This is a genomic window from Nonomuraea sp. NPDC049421 (genome assembly GCF_040677005.1).
GTDB lineage: Bacteria > Actinomycetota > Actinomycetes > Streptosporangiales > Streptosporangiaceae > Nonomuraea > Nonomuraea salmonea.
This window is the reverse complement of the sequence record NZ_JBFAQA010000028.1, coordinates 123,161-139,909: the sequence shown is the minus strand read 5'-3', so window position 1 is coordinate 139,909 and position 16,749 is coordinate 123,161. Positions and strand designations below refer to the sequence as shown.

17 protein-coding genes are annotated in these 16,749 nt (G+C 72.7%); 8 read left to right on the top strand and 9 right to left on the bottom strand.

Annotated elements, in window-relative coordinates:
• Positions 1-55 precede the first annotated feature (55 nt).
• From AB0K18_RS37555 to AB0K18_RS37545, 3 genes are all read left to right on the top strand, one after another.
• Complete coding sequence (locus tag AB0K18_RS37555) at positions 56-970, top strand: hypothetical protein (protein ID WP_364924512.1); 915 nt, start codon at positions 56-58, stop codon at positions 968-970.
• 132 nt (positions 971-1,102) lie between these two features.
• Positions 1,103-2,326: an Ig-like domain-containing protein gene (locus AB0K18_RS37550; RefSeq protein ID WP_364924509.1), complete on the top strand. Its 1,224-nt coding sequence runs from the start codon at positions 1,103-1,105 to the stop codon at positions 2,324-2,326.
• A 25-nt stretch (positions 2,327-2,351) separates the two neighbouring features.
• Positions 2,352-2,642 carry a hypothetical protein gene (locus AB0K18_RS37545; RefSeq protein ID WP_364924506.1) on the top strand — a complete coding sequence of 97 codons (291 nt, stop codon included), beginning with the start codon at positions 2,352-2,354 and terminating at the stop codon, positions 2,640-2,642.
• A gap of 54 nt (positions 2,643-2,696) precedes the next feature.
• On the opposite strand, the gene AB0K18_RS37540 is transcribed toward AB0K18_RS37545, so the two are convergent.
• The gene (locus AB0K18_RS37540) at positions 2,697-3,299 is read right to left on the bottom strand and encodes a hypothetical protein (RefSeq protein WP_364924504.1); all 603 of its coding nucleotides are present in this window, start codon (positions 3,297-3,299) and stop codon (positions 2,697-2,699) included.
• Between the two features lie 230 nt (positions 3,300-3,529).
• Between AB0K18_RS37540 and AB0K18_RS37535 the strand changes: the two genes are divergently transcribed.
• Both AB0K18_RS37535 and AB0K18_RS37530 read left to right on the top strand, forming a co-directional pair.
• Positions 3,530-4,120 (top strand): alpha/beta fold hydrolase, encoded by a 591-nt coding sequence (locus AB0K18_RS37535; protein WP_364924501.1) that lies wholly within the window; start codon positions 3,530-3,532, stop codon positions 4,118-4,120.
• Entirely contained in the window at positions 4,113-5,021 is a 909-nt protein-coding gene (locus AB0K18_RS37530; protein WP_364924498.1) for a GIY-YIG nuclease family protein, read from the top strand. The genes AB0K18_RS37535 and AB0K18_RS37530 overlap by 8 nt, the downstream gene beginning before the upstream one ends.
• On the opposite strand, the gene AB0K18_RS37525 is transcribed toward AB0K18_RS37530, so the two are convergent.
• The gene (locus tag AB0K18_RS37525) at positions 5,018-6,511 is read right to left on the bottom strand and encodes a phosphoesterase (protein ID WP_364924496.1); all 1,494 of its coding nucleotides are present in this window, start codon (positions 6,509-6,511) and stop codon (positions 5,018-5,020) included. The genes AB0K18_RS37530 and AB0K18_RS37525 overlap by 4 nt on opposite strands.
• A 153-nt stretch (positions 6,512-6,664) precedes the next feature.
• Here AB0K18_RS37525 and AB0K18_RS37520 point away from each other — a divergent pair, with 153 nt between their 5' ends.
• From AB0K18_RS37520 to AB0K18_RS37510, 3 genes are all read left to right on the top strand, one after another.
• On the top strand, positions 6,665-7,459 hold the full coding sequence (locus AB0K18_RS37520) for a GNAT family N-acetyltransferase (protein ID WP_364924493.1): 795 nt from the start codon (positions 6,665-6,667) through the stop codon (positions 7,457-7,459).
• 88 nt (positions 7,460-7,547) lie between these two features.
• On the top strand, positions 7,548-9,956 hold the full coding sequence (locus tag AB0K18_RS37515) for a cation-transporting P-type ATPase (RefSeq protein ID WP_364924491.1): 2,409 nt from the start codon (positions 7,548-7,550) through the stop codon (positions 9,954-9,956).
• A gap of 44 nt (positions 9,957-10,000) precedes the next feature.
• Positions 10,001-10,432 (top strand): nitroreductase family deazaflavin-dependent oxidoreductase, encoded by a 432-nt coding sequence (locus AB0K18_RS37510; protein ID WP_364924489.1) that lies wholly within the window; start codon positions 10,001-10,003, stop codon positions 10,430-10,432.
• A gap of 100 nt (positions 10,433-10,532) precedes the next feature.
• Here AB0K18_RS37510 and AB0K18_RS37505 read toward each other — a convergent pair whose 3' ends face one another.
• Genes AB0K18_RS37505 through AB0K18_RS37475 form a run of 7 tightly spaced genes read right to left on the bottom strand, consistent with a single transcriptional unit; the run spans position 10,533 to position 16,741 of the window.
• Positions 10,533-10,817, bottom strand: coding sequence for a YciI family protein (locus AB0K18_RS37505; protein WP_364924486.1), 285 nt, complete (start codon positions 10,815-10,817; stop codon positions 10,533-10,535).
• A 31-nt stretch (positions 10,818-10,848) separates the two neighbouring features.
• Positions 10,849-11,742, bottom strand: coding sequence for an amidohydrolase family protein (locus AB0K18_RS37500; RefSeq protein ID WP_364924483.1), 894 nt, complete (start codon positions 11,740-11,742; stop codon positions 10,849-10,851).
• A 5-nt stretch (positions 11,743-11,747) separates the two neighbouring features.
• Positions 11,748-12,863, bottom strand: a complete 1,116-nt coding sequence (locus AB0K18_RS37495) for a VWA domain-containing protein (RefSeq protein ID WP_364924481.1) — start codon at positions 12,861-12,863, stop codon at positions 11,748-11,750.
• 52 nt (positions 12,864-12,915) lie between these two features.
• Entirely contained in the window at positions 12,916-13,788 is an 873-nt protein-coding gene (locus AB0K18_RS37490) for a MoxR family ATPase (RefSeq protein ID WP_364924478.1), read from the bottom strand.
• Entirely contained in the window at positions 13,778-14,794 is a 1,017-nt protein-coding gene (locus tag AB0K18_RS37485; protein ID WP_364924474.1) for a molybdopterin cofactor-binding domain-containing protein, read from the bottom strand. The genes AB0K18_RS37490 and AB0K18_RS37485 overlap by 11 nt, the downstream gene beginning before the upstream one ends.
• Before the next feature lie 4 nt (positions 14,795-14,798).
• Positions 14,799-16,181 carry a molybdopterin cofactor-binding domain-containing protein gene (locus AB0K18_RS37480; protein ID WP_364924472.1) on the bottom strand — a complete coding sequence of 461 codons (1,383 nt, stop codon included), beginning with the start codon at positions 16,179-16,181 and terminating at the stop codon, positions 14,799-14,801.
• Entirely contained in the window at positions 16,178-16,741 is a 564-nt protein-coding gene (locus AB0K18_RS37475) for a (2Fe-2S)-binding protein (RefSeq protein WP_364924469.1), read from the bottom strand. Before AB0K18_RS37475 ends, AB0K18_RS37480 begins: the two co-directional genes overlap by 4 nt.
• Positions 16,742-16,749 lie beyond the last annotated feature (8 nt).

Below are 16,749 nucleotides of genomic sequence, written 5' to 3'. Positions count from 1 at the left end.
GCGCTAGATTCCTCCCGTCCCATTCGTGATCTTCTCCTCGTCCGGAGGTCCCCTCGTGCATGCCGTCAACGTGGCCTTAGCCCTCGTCACCGCCTTCCCCGCGCACGCCGTCGCGGCCGAGCCCGACCCCGTCGCCGTCCTGCGCACCCTGCTCGCCCGCGGAGCCGGGGCGACGACCGAGTTCTACGGGCAGGTCTCCACCGACATCTCGCGGGAGGTGGTGCGGAACGGCAGGCGGACGTTCATCGGCAGCGGCATGGCGCTGCGCGGCACCGGCAAGGTCAAGCTGGGGCGAGCCGGCGTGGTCGCCTCCGAGCACGTGCGTCACCTCAGCATCGGCAACAGGCACCTGGTGGTGGACGAGGCCGCCGAGGACCCCTATTACGCCGGCCTGCTGCCCACCGTGGGCACGCTGCGCACGATCAGCGTGGGCGGACGGCAGTACCAGCTCGCGCCGGGGAAGAAGTCGTGGGTGCGGATCGGGCGGGCGAGCGGGGCCGCCGCCGCGTTCGGCGACCAGTTGATCAACGCGCTGGAGCCCGCCACGCTGCGCAAGCTGCTGTCCGGGAAGGTCAAGAAGACCGTCTCGTCCTGGCAGAAGGACCATACGACCGGCCGCCGCCAGCGCATCTATCACCTGACCGGGACGATCACCCTCAAGGAGCTCTACCGCGTCTCGCCCAGCTTCCGTGAGGCGGCGGGGTCCGGGGCGGGGCTGGGGACGGCCGAGGTGACGTGGACGTACATGTACGACGACCGCGGCTGGCCGTACCGGGTCGGCTGGGGCTTCTACGCGCATCCCCGGCCGCAGGTCAAGGGCCTCGGCGACGACCGGATCCTGCGCGGGCACTTCGCCACCCAGTACCGGTACTGGGAGAAGCCGATGCGGATCACCGCGCCCAAGGCGCGGCCGGGCCGGGGGCTGGCGACCGACGACCTCGCCGACGTCCTGAGCGCTCCCAAGCGCTGACCTGTACGGGATGCGCGCCGCCATCCCGCATGATCACCTACCCGATCACAGAATGTCAGCATGATTACTCTCAGTCACGGGCATAACGCTCATCGTCTCACCAAGGGGCTACCTAGTCGGACATATGCCTAAGTGTCGGGGGAATCGGAGGCGTCGGCGATGCGGAACGGCGGCACCCTACTCATCAGCACGTGCGCGGCGGTGCTGCTCTGCACCGCCGCGTGCACGTCTTCGAGCGGCCCGGGCGGCCCAGGCGGCCCCGGCGGCGCGCTTGAGCGGGCGCCCCTCCCGCCGCCCCAGCTGGTCATCACGCCGGCGCACGGGGCCAAGAAGGTGCCGCCGGACACCGGGATCGGCGTCAAGGTCACCGGCGGCAAGATCACCGCGGTGTCCGTCGTCGACGCCAAGGGCCGTGCGGTCGGCGGCGCCCTGACCTCCGACGGGACGTGGCGGCCGACCTGGCCGTTCAAGCCCGCCGCCGCGTACACCGTGCGGGTCCAGGCCGCCGCGCCCGACGGAGGGAACGTGATCACCGAGCGGGCCGCGTTCACCACCCTGAAGCCGAAACGCGTGCTCGAGACCGGCATGTCGCCGCTCGACGGCGAGAAGGTCGGCATCGGCATGCCGATCCAGCTCCTGCTGTCGAAGCCCGTGACCGCCCAGAAGGACCGCGCGGCCGTCGAGCGGTCGCTCACCGTCCACATGTCCAAGCCGGTCGAAGGGGCCTGGAGCTGGGTGAGCGACCGGGAGGTGCAGTACCGGCCGCGCATGTACTGGCCGACGGGCGAGAAGGTCACCGTGGTCGCCCACCTGGCCGGCCTGCGGATCGGCCGCGACCTCTGGGGCCTCAAGGACCGTACCGTGCACTTCACCGTCGGGCCCCGGCACATCACCACGATCAACAGCAAGACCCACCGCGCCGTCGTCCGTGACAACGGCAAGGTCGTCAAGAAGATCCCGGTCAGCCTCGGCAAGCCCGGCTACGAGAGCTGGTCAGGCACCATGATCGCCCAGGAGAAGGCACCCGACTTCCTCATGGACTCCGCGACCATCGGCATCCCGGGCGAGTACCTGCACCACACCAAGTGGAACGTCCGGATGACCTACAGCGGCATGTTCTTCCACGCCGCGCCCTGGTCGGTCGGCGACCAGGGCCGCCGCAACGTCAGCCACGGCTGCGTGAACGCCAGCACCACCAACGCCCACTGGTTCTACAACTTCACCCAGCGCGGCGACATCATCCGCGTCACCGGCACCTCGCGCAAGCTGCAGTTCGGCAACGGGCCGACGCCCTGGACCAAGTCGTGGCAGGAGTGGCTGGCCGGCAGCGCACTCAAAACCTCAACCGACGCCTGACCGGCCTTTCTTCTGGAGTGCCACGATGCTCAGAACCATCACCGGTGTGACCGCCCTGGCCTGCGCCCTCACCCAGACCCCGGCGTGGAGCGCCGTACCGGCGGGCAACGCCCCGATGTGCGTCGCCGTCTGGCAGACGACCGGCCGCATCACACAGACCGGCTACGCCCGCAACGACTGCCGATCCCGTCTCCGCCTCAAAATCATCTGGGGAAGAGGCGGCGACGGCGACTGCCAGACAGTAGACCCAGGCAAGACCATCTCCTCCCAGGTGTTCAGGGGAGTACGCGCCTTCGACGGCGCGAACACCTGCTGAGGCGGCCGGAGCGTGCCGACGCGCGGGGCAGGCCGCCGCGCGTCGGGGGGTCGGTCAGTCGCGGACGCCCTGGAGGAGGCTTTCCAGGCGTTGTTCGACGGCGGAGAGGCGTTCGGCCAAGGGGCGGCTGTGCAGGAGGTCGGCCACCTGGTCGGCTTCCTGCTGGTCGAACTCCACGGTGGCGATCGGGGTGTCAGGGACCTGCCGGTCGTACACGATGAGGGAACGCTGTCCCGTCGGGCTGGTGATCACCGCGAGGTGGTCGCCTCGGTGGGTGTCGAAGTGGTGGATGACCCCGCCGCCTGGGACGGGGGTGTGGGTGATGTTCACCGGTGGGTGTCTCCTTCCTTGAGGGGTACGGCGGCCGCGGGACAGGTCGTCGCGGGTGACCAGCTCCTTGGCGAACAGGTCCAGGTACGTCAGCCGCAGCGACACCCGTACCCCTCGTTCCAGGACCGGCCACACGACGACGAGACCGGGACCGCACACGCCGGCCGCGCGCCCCAGCGGGCGCACCACGAGCCGCTCGTCCTCGCCGACCACGCGCGGCGTCCGCGCCGCGAGCGCCGCGAGCGGCAGCAAGCCGAGAACCAGCCACATCACGGGCTCGGCCACCGTGAACGCCTGCCAGAGGGAGGCCGTCCGGCCGTTCGTCATGCCCTCTCCCCTCGACCGCTCGTCCGATGGGCCCGGAATCGGGTTCGCTCGCTTACCAGCTTGGCCGCCGCCCCGCCCTGGCACCATTGGGCTCAGCACCCATCTCCACGGGTGAACACCATGCAGAGGCGCGGCCCCTGACGACGCGGCCCCTGACAGGGGGTCCTACGGACGGAAGCGTTCCCGGTGAGGCGCGTGTCGGCGAGGGACGGTGTGCCAGCATGGCCGGTATGACGATCTTCGTCCACGAGACCGGCCCGCACGACGCCGGCGCCGTGGTGCTCCTGCACGCCGTGGGCACCACCGGCTGGATGTGGGAGTGGCAGGTCACCGCGCTGGAGAGCGACCTGCGGGTGCTGGTGCCCGACCTGCCGGGACACGGGCGCAGCGCCGCCGTCCCCTGGGAGGCGATCGGCGGCACCGCCGCTCTCGTGGCCGAGCTGATCGCGGCGCGGGCGCCGTCCGTCCGGGCGCCCGTCGTCGGGCTCTCGCTCGGCGGCTACGTGGCCGCGACCCTCGCCGCGACCGCCCCCGACGTGGTGGCGAGCGCGATCGTGAGCGGGGTGAACGTGCTGCCGTTCCCCAACCCGGGCCGGTTACGCCTCATGGGCGCCCTGATGGCCCCGGTCGCCGGCGAGAAAGAGCACGACCTCACCAGACGCTCCCCGGCCGAGATCGCCGCGGCCTTCCCGAACGGCGAGGCCCGCCTGGCGCCCGGCGTGGGCCACGCGTGGAGCGGCGAGAAGCCGGACCTGTTCACCGCCATGATCCGCGCCCACCTCTCCGGCTCCGCCCTCCCCGGCACCCTGACGCATGCGTGACGACTGGGGGCGGCAGGGGCGCGAGGTGCTGCGCGTCGCGGCGGGCGAGGCGCCGCGCGGTGCCGGGGTGTACTTCTTCCTGGGGGAGGGGGACGAGCTGCTGTACGTCGGCAAGGCCGGCGATCTGCGGCAGCGGCTGCGGCAGCATGCGGGGGTGCGAGTTCCGGTGTCGCGGCTGCATCAGCGGTACGACCTCGTGCGCCGGGTCGTGTGGGAGACCACGGCCGACGAGGAGGCGGCGGCCTGGCGGGAGGCGGATCTGATCTTCGCCCTGCGCCCGCCGTACAACGCCGATCCCGGCTTGCGCGCGACGGATCCGCTCGGGAAGGACGCGCCGGTGCCGTACGTGGTGGTGAGTGCGGAGGCGGACGGGCGGGTGCGTTTCCACCTGACGCGTGACCTGGGCAAGAGCGGCCGGGCTTATGGGTGTTTTCCGCATCTCGGCAAGGGGGTGGCGTCGCGACTCGGGGTTGCGTGCAGCGATGGGTACCCCGCTCTGCTGCGGTTGTTGTGGGCGGCCGGAGGCGAGGGGGACCGGGTGCCGGGGGCGATCACGCGGCCGGCGCCCGCGTCGTTCGCGGTCGTGGTGGTGGACGAGGTGCGTGAGAAGGTGCACCGGTTCCTGTCGGGGGCGCGGGCGCGGCTGGTGGACGAGCTGTTCGACGCGGCCTCGGAGCGGCCGGCGTTCATGCGTCCCGCGCTGCGCCGCGACAGGGAGGCGGCGCTGGGGTTCTTCGCCGCGGGGCCCGAGCTGGTGCGGGCGCGGCGGCTGCGGCACGGGGTGCGGGCGCGGGTGCTGGACGCCGGCACGTACCGGCGGCTGGTCGCGGCCGAGGTGGAGCCGCTGATCGGGCCGGTGGGGGCGGCCCGGCCTGGGGCCGCCCCACGTGTGGAGGGCTAGCGGACGCGGATGAAGACCGGGTTGGAGTAGAACCACAGGTCCTCCCAGGGGCTCTCCTTCCCGTCGGCCTGCGGCTCCATCTCGTCCGTGCTGGTGCCGCGCACCCGCAGGTAGCTGTCGTGCCCGACGTCGCGCAGCGTGTACCGGATGACGCGGTCCTGGCCCTGGCGGCGCCAGTCGTTCGGGCCGAAGCGGGCGACGACCTTGGTGGTGGGGTTGCTGTCGGCGTCCAGGTTCGAGCTGACGCCGGTGACCTGGCCGACGATGAGGTCGACGCGCCGCACCTCGGGCTGGTCGCCGTTGCCGTTCCTGCCGTCCAGCGGGCGGAAGCGGATCTCCACCTCCACGTCGTTGCGGCCCCGGCTGGTGACGACGAGCGTCTCGCTGACCGTGGCGCGGCGGCCCTGGCTGCTCGCGGTGACGTCGAGCGCGGTGATCAGGTCGCCGGTGGTGACGAAGATCCGGCCGTTGCGCAGGGCGTCCATGATGTCGCCGTAGTCCTGGCGGGCGGCCACGTACGTCTTGCTGTACTCGCCCGGCCAGAAGTCGGAGCCGCCGCGCGTCCAGTGCACGTGCGAGTCGGAGGTGGCGGTGATCCACCAGTGGCGTCCCTCGCCGAGCAGGGAGTCCCACAGGCCGCCGACGCGGGCGGTCATCTGGTCGAAACCGCCGTACGTGGGGTGGTTGCCGTAGCCGCCGCGGGCGCCGCCGTTCAGCGGGCCGGCCTGGTGGCCTGGCGCGCCCTCGAAGCCGACGTACACGTCGGGGGCGGCGTTGTTGCCGTTACGGAACTCGCGCGGCGTGTCCTGGCCCCACACTCCGAGCCCGGTGGCCGACCGGGAGGTGTGGTGGGCGATCACCAGCGGTTTGCGCGCCATGCCGCGGGCGGCCTTGAGGAACTCCACCATCTTGGCCTCGGTGTCGCGGCCCGGGTCGCTCGGGAAGGCGTCGTGCTTGGCGAAGCGGCTCTCCAGCTCGTACAGCTGCTGCGCCTCGCCCTCGTGGTGCGGGATCATCAGCGTGTGGTGGTCGAGCGCGGGCGCGTCGAACTCCATGCCCCAGAACTGCAGCACCTCGGGCACCAGCACGCGCGAGCGCAGCAGGTCGGGATAGGCCTGCTCAAGGTTCACCTTGGAGTGCGTGGGGCCGCCGTGGTCGGTGCACATCGCCCAGGTCAGGCCGAAATGCTTGGCCATGATGGCGTTCGTGACGATCGGGTAGACGGCGTCCGCGCCCTTGTGGAAGGTGGGCGGGTTCGTCTTGGTGTCGAACTCGCCGCTGTACTCGGAGTGGACGTGGTGGTCGCCGGCCCGCCACATGCGGCCCTTGTTGCCGCCGTTGCCGAACCTGCGCTCGTCGTCGGCCTGCGCCGGGGTGCCGCCGACGAGGGGGGCCGCGGCGGCGAGCGTCGCGCCGACGCCCGCGTACTTGACCAGCCGGCGGCGGGAAAGCCCGGAGTGCTCGGTCTCCTCGGCCTTCTTGTTCTTCACAGTGCTGCCTTTCCTGCAAATAAGGGTGACAGCCGACAAACCTCCAAGACAGGCATGTACGCCACATGAACCACCATTGGCGGCAGTGAGAACAGTGCACGCAGGGCGAAAAGCGTTTGAGGAGGTACGAGGGCGCCGGTTAGCGTGCCGTTCATGATCCCCCTCGTACGGCACCGCCTGACCCGCGAGCAGACCGGCCCCGCGCTGCGCGCCCTGAGCGAGTGGACCCCGGCCGACCTGCCGGGCGGCGGCCTCCATCCCGGCGACGTGGGCTGGTACCTCCGCTTCGACGACGCGGTCGTGCACCTGTGGAGCGCGGGCGGGACCCCGGTGGCCGTCGGGTTCCTCGACGGGCACGTGCTGCGCGTGACCGCCGCACCCGGCGCCGACCTGGAGGCCGTCGCGGCGGACGCCGAGGAGGTGCTGGGGCCGGACGACGACCGTACGGACGGGCTGCCCATGCCCGGATGGACACGCGACACGGACGAGCCCTGGACCGCGCTGACGTGGGCCCCGCGCCCGGTCACCACCCGCGCCGAGCCCGTCGGTCCCGACACCGCCGCCGACCGGGTGCTGGTGCAGCGCGCCGCGTTCGCCGGCTCCACGTTCACCGTCGAGCGCTGGCAGGCGATGAAGCGCTCGCCGGCGGGCGGGCTCGTGGTGGAGACGCTCGTCCGTACCCCGTCGGGAGTCCCCGCGGCCGCCGCGACCGGCTGGTTCGCCGGCGAGGGCAGGTGCGGGCTGCTCGAACCGGTCGGCACCGACCCCGGCCACCGCGGCCACGGCTACGGCCGCGACGCGGTGCTGGGCGCCTGCGCCGCGCTCGCCGAGCGGGGCGCGAGCGCGGTCGCCGTCGTCACCCCGTCGTCCAACGAGGGCGGGGTGGCGTTCTACCGCTCGGTCGGCTTCACCGTCGTCCGCGAGAACCTCGACTGGGCACGCGCCTGACGAAGACGCGCATCGACGGGCCGAAGGTCCTCTGGGGTGCGGGCTTTCGGCCCGTGCGCGCCGATGCCGCCGATGATCGGGTGGAGCCATGGACGCTTCCCCCGCCGGGCTCACCGACGACGATGCCGCAAGGCTGCTGGCCGAGCACGGACGTAACGAGCTTCCCGAGGCGAGGCCGCCGTCCCTCCTCGCCCGCGCGGCCCGCCAGCTCGCCGACCCGTTGTCGATCCTGCTGCTGATCGCCGGCCTGGTCACGCTCGTCGTGCTGGGCGAGATGCCGGAAGGGGCGGCGATCCTGGCCATCCTGGTGGTCAACGTCGTCATCGGCGTGACCCAGGAGGCCAGGGCCGAGCAGGCGGTCCGTGCGCTAAGGACACTGACCGCGCCCATGGCCAAGGTGCTGCGCGGCGGCGCGGCCCGCAGGATCCCGGCTGCCGAGGTGGTGCCGGGCGATCTGGTCGAGGTGGCGGCGGGCGACCGGGTGCCTGCCGACGCCCGGGTGGTCGAGGCCGCCGCGCTGGCGGTCAACGAGTCGATGCTGACGGGCGAGTCGCGTTCGGCGGCCAAGCGTGCGGGCGGGCGTAGCGAGGGGCCGCTGGGCGACCGGGACGGCGAGCTGTTCTCCGGGACGATGGTGGTGCACGGCTCTGGACGCGCGATCGTCACCGCCACCGGGGCGGCCACGCAGATGGGCTCCATCGCCGCCGCGCTGCGCGGGCGGGTGAAGGGGCCACTGGAGGTGGAGCTGGCCCGGGTCTCCCGGCGCATCGGCGTGCTGGCCGTCACGGCCGGCGTGGTGATGGTAGTGCTGGGCTTCACCAGGGGCGGCATCGAGCCGTTCGAGCTGGTGCTGGCCGGGGTGGCGCTGGCCATCGCGGCGGTGCCCGAGAGCATGGCGGCGGCCGTCACCACGGCGCTGGCGCTCGGCTCGCAGCGGATGGCGAAGCTGGGCGTCATCGTCCGCAGGCTGCCGGCGATCCAGGCGCTCGGCGCCACCACCGTGATCGCCTCCGACAAGACCGGCACGCTCACCACCGGCCGGCTGGCCGTCGCCGACCACGTCCCGGTGCCCGGCGCGGACCTGTGGCGGGCCGCCGTACGCTGCAACGACGCCCGCGACGGGCTCGGCGACGCCGTGGACGTCGCCCTCCAAGCCGCGGCCGCCGAGCAGACCGGGTACGGCGACGAGCCCCGCCTGGCCACCAGGCCCTTCGACGCCGACACCCGGTCGATGGCCGTGGTGACCAAGGGCCCGGTGCTGACCGTCAAAGGCGCCCCCGAGGTGGTGCTGACCCGCTGCCGTCCTGGCGCGGACACCGACCGGCTGGCCGCCGCCGTACCGGAGCTGGCCAGGCGCGGGCTGCGGGTTCTGGCGCTGGCCGAGGGCGACACCGACGACCTCGACGCGACGGGCCTGCGGCCGGTGGGCCTGGTCGGGCTGAGCGACGAGATCAGGCCGTCGGCGCGCCAGGCGGTGGCGGACTCCAGAGCCGGCGGCATCCGCGTGATCATGGTGACCGGCGACCACGCCGACACCGCTCGCGCCGTCGCCGAGGAGGTCGGCATCGACCCCGAGCCGGTGCTGACCGGCGCCGCGCTGGACGGCGGCGACCGGCAGGCCAGGCTCCGCCAGGCGGGCGTGCTGGCCCGCGTCGACCCGGCCACCAAGCTGGACCTCGTGCACGCCCTGCGCGAGGGCGGCGAGATCGTCGCGATGACCGGCGACGGCGTGAACGACGCCCCCGCCCTGCGGCACGCCGATGTGGGCGTCGCGATGGCCGGTGACGAGGGCACCGACGTCGCCCGCGAGGCCGCCGCCGTGGTCGTCACCAACGGCGAGCTGGGCACGATCGTGACCGGCGTCCGCGAGGGCCGCCGCCTGCACCGCAACGTCACCTCCATGATCGGCTACCTGCTCGCGGGCAACCTGGCCGAGATCTTCCTCGTGCTCGCCGGCCTGTTCCTCTGGCCCGACCTGGTCATCCCGCTGCTGCCGGTGCAGCTGCTCTGGATCAACCTGGTGCTGGACGGCATCCCCGCCATCGCGCTCGGCGTGGACCGGGCGCCCGGCGACCCCCTGGCCACCCGGCCGGCGCGCGACGGCCTGCTGTCGCGGCGAACGCTGGCCCGCATCGGCGTGCGATCGCTGATCGTCGGCCTGCTGGTCGTGGCGGCCGTCGAGGTGGCGCGGCGGCTCGGCTGGGACGAGACCATGGTCAGGACGCAGGCCGTGCTGACCCTGGTATTCGCCCGGCTCACGCTGGCCTACGTGGCCAGGGCGGGCCGGTGGACGTTCGAGCGCGGGTGGTGGCGGGGCAGGGCGGTGCTGCTCGCCGTCGCGGGGACCGCCGCGCTGCAGGCCGTGGTCACGCTCGTGCCGCCGCTCGGCGCGCCGCTCGCGCTGACCCCGATCCCGCTCGCGGGCTGGGCGATGGCGCTCGCCGCCGCCGCGCTGACTCCGCTGCTGTGCGACCTCGTCCAGCGCCGGCAGGAGTGAGCGCGGCGGGAATGAGCGCGGCGGGCCCGTTGTTGATCTCGGGCATGGCTGATCAGAGCGTTGAGCTGAGCCCCACCGACTGGGTACGCGACCAGACGAAGAAGATCCTCGAAGCCGGCACCACCGAGGTCGCCGACATCCGGGGCTTGAAGGTGGTGCTGCTGACCGTGCGCGGCGCCAAGACCGGCAGGCTGCGTTACACGCCGGTCATGCGGGTGGAGCACGAAGGCAGCTACGCCGTCGTGGCCTCGAAGGGCGGCGCTCCCGAGCACCCGACCTGGTACCACAACATCAAGGCCCACCCGGAGATCGAGCTCCAGGACGGCACCGTGACGCGCACCTACGTCGCCCGCGAGGCCGACGGCGACGAGCGGGCGGCCTGGTGGGAGCGGGCGGTCGCCGCCTTCCCGCCCTACGCCGAATACCAGGAGAAGACCGACCGGCTCATCCCGCTGTTCGTGCTCGACCCGAAGTGAAGGTGACCGCCGCCGTCGCCCGTCCGGCACTAGGAGGCGACGGCGGCGGAGTTCATCAGACGCCGGAGCTCATCAGACGGAGCTCATCAGACGGAGCTCATCAGGCGCCGGCGGCGAGCGCGCCGACCGTCACCCGCCACTCGCGCAACCGGCGGTCCTTGGTGACGTCGAGCTGCGTGTAGGGGTCCTGCTCGACGAGCGCCTGCGCCGCGCTCTCGTCCTCCGCCCGCAGCACGATCATGCCGCCCGCCAGGTCCGTGTACGGGCCGGCGGCGACGAGGCTGCCCTGCTCCCTGAGCTTCTCCAGATGGGCGACGTGGTCGTCGCGGCGCTCGGCGCGCAGCGGGGTGTCGTGGTAACCGTAGGTCAGAACGAACAGTGCCATAACGGGCTCATTCCTTTCAGCGTTGTACCTGTCAGCTCTCCAGCCCGTACACCCGCCGAGCGGTGCCGGCGAAGACCGCTTCCTGGTCATCGGGCGGGAGATGGGCCAGCGCGTCCTTCCACGCGCCGACCAGTGGGGGCATGGTGGTCCACAGCTTCTCCACGGGGAAGTTGGTGCCGAACATGGCGCGCCCGGCGCCGAACCGGCCGATCACCTCGTCGGTGACGAGCGAGATGAGGCCGGGGTCCACCCGGTGCACGAACGTGCCCTGCCCGGTGAGCTTGACGACGACGTTCGGCAGCCCGGCCAGCGCCGCCAGCCCGGAACGCCACGACCGCACGTACGCGTCGCCGACGAGCATGCCCGCGTGCACGAGCACGAACGTGATCTCGGGAAAGTCGGCCACCAGCTCGGCCGCGTCCGCCATCTGCTCGGGGAAGACCTGCAGCTCGAACAGCCAGCCGAGACCGGCGAGCGCGCCGACGTTCTTCCTGAACACCGGGTCCTTCATCCGGTCGGGGGCGTCGGCGAAGCGGAACTCGGGCCGCTCGTGCCAGTGCAGCTGCTGCCGCACGCCCCGCACCAGCGGAGTGAGCGCGGCCTGCCGCCGCATCACCTCCGGCGCGTCGTCGGCGAACATGTCGGCCGCCGCGACGACCGCCGTCGGCCAGCCGCTCTGCTCGTGCACCTCGCGCAGCCAGCGCACCTCGTCCTCGACCCGGTCGAGCGGCCAGTTCGTCTGCACGTAGACGGACTGGGTGATGCCGCAGGCGGTGGCCTCGGCGACGTACTCGTCGATCAGGTAGTCGCGCCTGATGGGCTCGTACGGGCCGAAGATGCGCGGCACCATCGGCCCGGACAGCCACGGCTGGTCGGCCACCCGCCAGATGTGGTGGTGCGCGTCGACGATGGGGCCCGTGTACATGACGATCACTCCCTGCCCAGAAGCCGTACCTGCTCGTACGCCGTGCGCAGGTCACGGACGCCGGCCAGCGCGTCCAGATGGCCCAGCACGGCCGACATGCCGCGGGTGACCGGCCGGTACGCCGGGTCGCAGGCCAGCGGCGACCACCACAGCAGCCGGTGGCCGAGCAGCGACAACCGCCGTACGGCCGCCCGCATCGGCTCGCAGTCGCCGCGCTCCAGGCCGTCCGAGAGCACGATCACCAGGGCGCCGCGCGCCATCGTGACGTAGCGGGCGTTGCCCAGGAACTCCTGCAGCGCGGTGCCGATCCTGGTGCCGCCCTCGGCGTCCAGGACGACCTCGCTCAGCGCGGCGACGGCGGTGTCCACCTCGCGGGCCCGCAGCGCCGCGGTCACCCGGGTCAGCCGGGTGCCGAACGTGAACACCTCGGCCCGCTCAAGCCGGGCGGTCACCGCGTGCGCGAAGCGCAGGTAGGCGGCGCTGTGCTGCTTCATCGAGCCCGACACGTCGATGAGCAGCAGCACCCGGCGGTGCCTGCGCGGCCGGTCACGGCGGCGCAGCGTCACGATCTCGCCGTGGGTGCGCCAGGACTCGCGGCAGATCCTCGCCAGGTCGATCCACGGGCCGTGCCTGGCGGGCCTCCTGCGGCGCCAGCGTACGGACGGCACCGCGCGGGGCAGCTCCCTGCGCAGCAGCGTGAGCAGCGCCCGCTCGTCCTCGCTCGCCTCGCCGAACATCGGACGCCGCTCCCGCTCGGCCCGCCCTGCCTCGCGGCCCGCCCGGCCGCCGAGCGCCGCCGCGAACGGCGACTCGTCCCCCTTGCCCTGCGGCGCGGGCGTCTCGTCCTCGGGGGACTCCTCGCCGGGGACGTGCCGGGTCCCTGCCGTCCCGAACCAGCGCTCGAACGTGGGGGTGTAGACGTCGAGGTCCTCGCGGGCGGCGGTGAGCGTGCTCGCCCCGATCCAGTACAGGTGCGTGACGTCGCGCGGGCCCACGGCCTCGATCGCCCGCAGGAACACCAGCCGCCGGGGGACCGGCACCCGCAGGCCCTGCTCGTGCAGGTCGCGCAGGAAACCGTGCACGTGCTCGGCGACCCGCTCGGCGAAGCCGGGCTCAGCCACAGGCCCGGTTGAGGGCGCTGTCGCGGGTGCTGCCGGCGGCCCCTTCGCGGGGTCAGTCACAGAACACCTCCGCCGCGTGCCGTTCGACCAGGGCCAGGTCCTCCTCGTGCTTGACGAGCAGCCCCGCCGACCTGCGCATCGCCTCAGGCCAGCTCGCCCCCTCACCGGCCAGCGTGCGCACGCCGCGCGCCCACGACGTGGACTCCGCGATGCCCGGCCGCTTGAGCAACGCCAGCGCGCGGATGCGGTGCACGGCGTCCACCAGGCGGGCCGCGCTGCGCTCGTCCAGCCCCGGCTCCTGCGCCTGGATGATGGCCCGCTCGCGGTCCGCGTCGGGGAAGGGGATCCAGTGGTAGAGGCAGCGGCGCTTGAGCGCGTCGTGCAGCTCGCGGGTCCTGTTGGAGGTGAGCACGACGAACGGCACGCTCGCCGCCCGCATGGTGCCGAGCTCCGGGATCGTGATCTGGAAGTCGCCCAGGAACTCCAGCAGGAACGCCTCGAACTCGCTGTCGGCCCGGTCGATCTCGTCGATCAGCAGCACCGCGCCGGACGCCGCCCGCAACGCCCGCAGCAGCGGCCGCTGGAGCAGGAACTCCTCCCGGTAGAGCTCGCCGACCTCGCGCCCCTCGACCTCGGCGGCCCGCAGCGACAGCAGCTGCTTGGGGTAGTCCCACTCGTACAGGGCCTGGGAGGCGTCCAGGCCCTCGTAGCACTGCAGCCGGATCAGCTCGCGGCCGAGCACCCTGGCCAGCACGTTCGCGATCTCGGTCTTGCCGACGCCCGGCTCGCCCTCCAGCAGCAGCGGCAGCCCGAGCACGCCGGCCAGGTGCACGGCGGTCAGCAGGCCGTCGCCCGCGAGATAGCCCTCCGCGCCGAGCCTGCGGCCCAGCTCGTCCTGGTCGGCGAGGAGCGCGTCAGCCGGCACGGCCGGCCCGCAGCTCGTCCAGCCCGCGCAGCACCTTCTCCGGCGTGAACGGCATGCTCGTCAGCCGTACGCCCACCGCGTCGTACACCGCGTTGGCGATGGCGGGGATCGGCGCGTTCGCCGTCATCTCCCCGATCCCCTTCGCCCCGAAGGGCCCGTTGTCGGCGGGCCGTTCGAGGAGCACGCTGGTCTGCGCCGGGATGTCGGCGGGCCCCGGCATCAGGTACTCGGTGAAGTCGAGCGGGCCGTGCTCGCGCGAGTGCGGATAGTACGGCTCCGTCGACTCGAACAACGCGTGCGACAACCCCATCCAGGCGCCGCCCTCCACCTGCTGCGTCGCGATGGCCGGATTCAGCGCCCTGCCCACCTCGTAGGTGTTGTAGAGCCGCAGCACCTCGATGACGCCCGTCTCGTCGTCCACCTCGACCTCGGCCACTGTGCAGGCGTGCGCCTGGCAGGAGTCGGGGTCCATCTCCCCGGTCTCCGGCACGACCGGGCTCGGCTCCTTCAGGAACATGCCCCGGCCTGAGATCGTCCGGCCCTGGCGGAAGTGCGCGGCCAGCGCCACCTCGCTGACGTGGATCTTCTTCTCCGCCGAGCCCCTGAGCCGGACGAAGCCGGTGCCGTCGGTCTCCAGGTCGCCCGCGTCCACCTCCAGCTCGTCGGCGGCCACCTGCAGCATGACCTCCCTGGCCTCGCGCGCCGCCATGATCACCGCGTTGCCGACGCGGTGGGTGCCGCGGCTGGCGAACGTCCCCATGCAGTGCGGTCCCGTGTCGGTGTCGGCGGTGTCGACGATGACGGTCTCGATGGGGATGCCGAGCGTCTCGGCCGCGCACTGCGCGACGACCGTGCGCAGCCCCTGGCCGAGGTCCACCGAGGAGAGCGTCACCACGAAAGCGCCCATGGTGGTGGCGTGCACCAGGGCCTGGGACGGGTCGCCGCCCAGGTTCATCCCGGTGGGGTAGTTGACCGCCGCGTACCCGCGTCCGCGCCGCAACGCCATCTGCTCAGCCCTCCGCTCGCTCGGTGGACGACATCGCCCGGTACTCGGGTGGCAGCCTGTGCCCCACCAGGTCGGCGGCGCGCTGGATCACCTCGACCAGCGCCGTGCCCGACGCGATCTTGCGGTGCGCCTTCATGTCGCCGTCGCGGTAGGCGTTGAGCAGCCGCAGGCGCAGCGGGTCCATGCCCAGCTCCCTGGCCACCCGGTCCATGTGCGACTCCAGCGCGAAGTCGCCGATCGTCACGCCGAAGCCGCGCATGGCGCTGGACGGCGTGCGGTTGGTGTAGACGCAGTAGCAGTCCACGTGCACGTTCGGGATCGTGTACGGGCCGGGCATGTGCGCCGCCGCCTTCGTCACGCCGTAGGGGCTGTGCCGGGAGTACGCGCCCGCGTCCACGTACAGCCTGACCTGGCGGGCGACGATCCGGCCGTCGTCCATCACGCCGTCCTTGATGAAGATGCGCTCGGCCGCGCGCGTGGACGACACCTGCATCTCCTCGGCGCGGCTGTAGACGTACTTGGCGGGCCGGCCCGTGAGCAGGGCCGCCAGGCAGGCCAGCGGCTCCACGATGACGTCCACCTTGCCGCCGAAGCCGCCGCCCACGGTGCCGCCGACGACCCGCAGGCCGGTGGGCGGGACGCCGAGGATCAGCGCGGTGTTGTCGAGGGTGAAGAAGGCGGCCTGCGTGTCGCTGTGGATGCGCAGCCGGCCGTCCCCCTGCGGGACGACCACGCAGCCGGTCGGCTCGGTCGGCGCGTGCTCGATGGGGGAGGAGTCGTAGCGGCCCTCGATGATGCGGTCCGCCTCGGCGAAGCCCCGCTCGACGTCGCCGAAGCGGACCCGGCGGCAGTGGTGGCCCTCGTAGACGAAGTGGTTGGTGCCGGCCTGCTTGATGATCGGCGCGCCCTCGGCCAGCGCCTCCTCGACGTCGAGCACGGCCGGCAGGTCGGTGTAGTCGACCACGACCTTGGCGGCGCCCTCGCGGGCGGCCTCCTCGGTCTCGGCGACCACGGCGACGATCGGCTCGCCCCGGTACAGCACCCGGTCCTCGGCCAGCACCGGCTCGTCGTCGGGGCCGACTCCGATCAGGCGGAGGACGACGTACCAGTTGTTCGGCACGTCCTCGTGGGTGATGACGCGCAGCACTCCCGGCACCTGGAGGGCGGCGGAGACGTCCACGCCGTTGATGCGGGCGTGGTGGCGGGTGGAGCGGTGGATCTTGACGTGGGTGAGGCCCGGCGGGGTCATGTCCTCGAAGAACGCCGTGCGGCCGGTGACGTGGGAACGGGCGTCGGAGCGCTGGACGGGGGCGCCGATGACGTCGAAGTCGCCCGTCCGCTCCTGGGTGAAGTACGCGGTGTCGATGGGGGTCAGGCGGGGCGTCATCGGTCGGCCCCCGCGGTCTCGGGCGTCGCGGGCCCTGCCGTGGCGGGCTCCGGCGTTGCGGGCTCTGGCCTACCTGGCTCGGCCGTCGCTTCGCGGCGGCGTTCCGCGGCCGTCAGGACGGCGGTGATGATCGGCTCGTAGCCGGTGCAGCGGCAGACGTTCCCGCAGATGGCCTCGGCGACCTCCTGGCGGGTGGGGTCCGGGTTACGGTCGAGCAGGGCCGTGGCGGACATGATCATCCCGGGGGTGCAGAAGCCGCACTGCGTGGCGAACCCGTCCACGAACGCCTGCTGCACGTCACTGAGCCGCTCACCGTCCGCCTGGCCCTCGATCGTCTCAACCGCCGCGCCGTCCACCGTCACGACGGGGATCAGGCACGCGACCACCGGCCGGCCGTCCAGCAGCACCGTGCAGCTCCCGCAGCCGCCCTGCGCGCACCCGCGCTTGGCGCCCATCAGCCCCAACGTCTCGCGCAACGCGCTCAGCAGCGTGGTCGAGGGCCGGGCGATCAGCTCGCGTTCGGCACCGTTCACCTTGAGCGTGACGATCCTTGACGGCATGCGTTCCC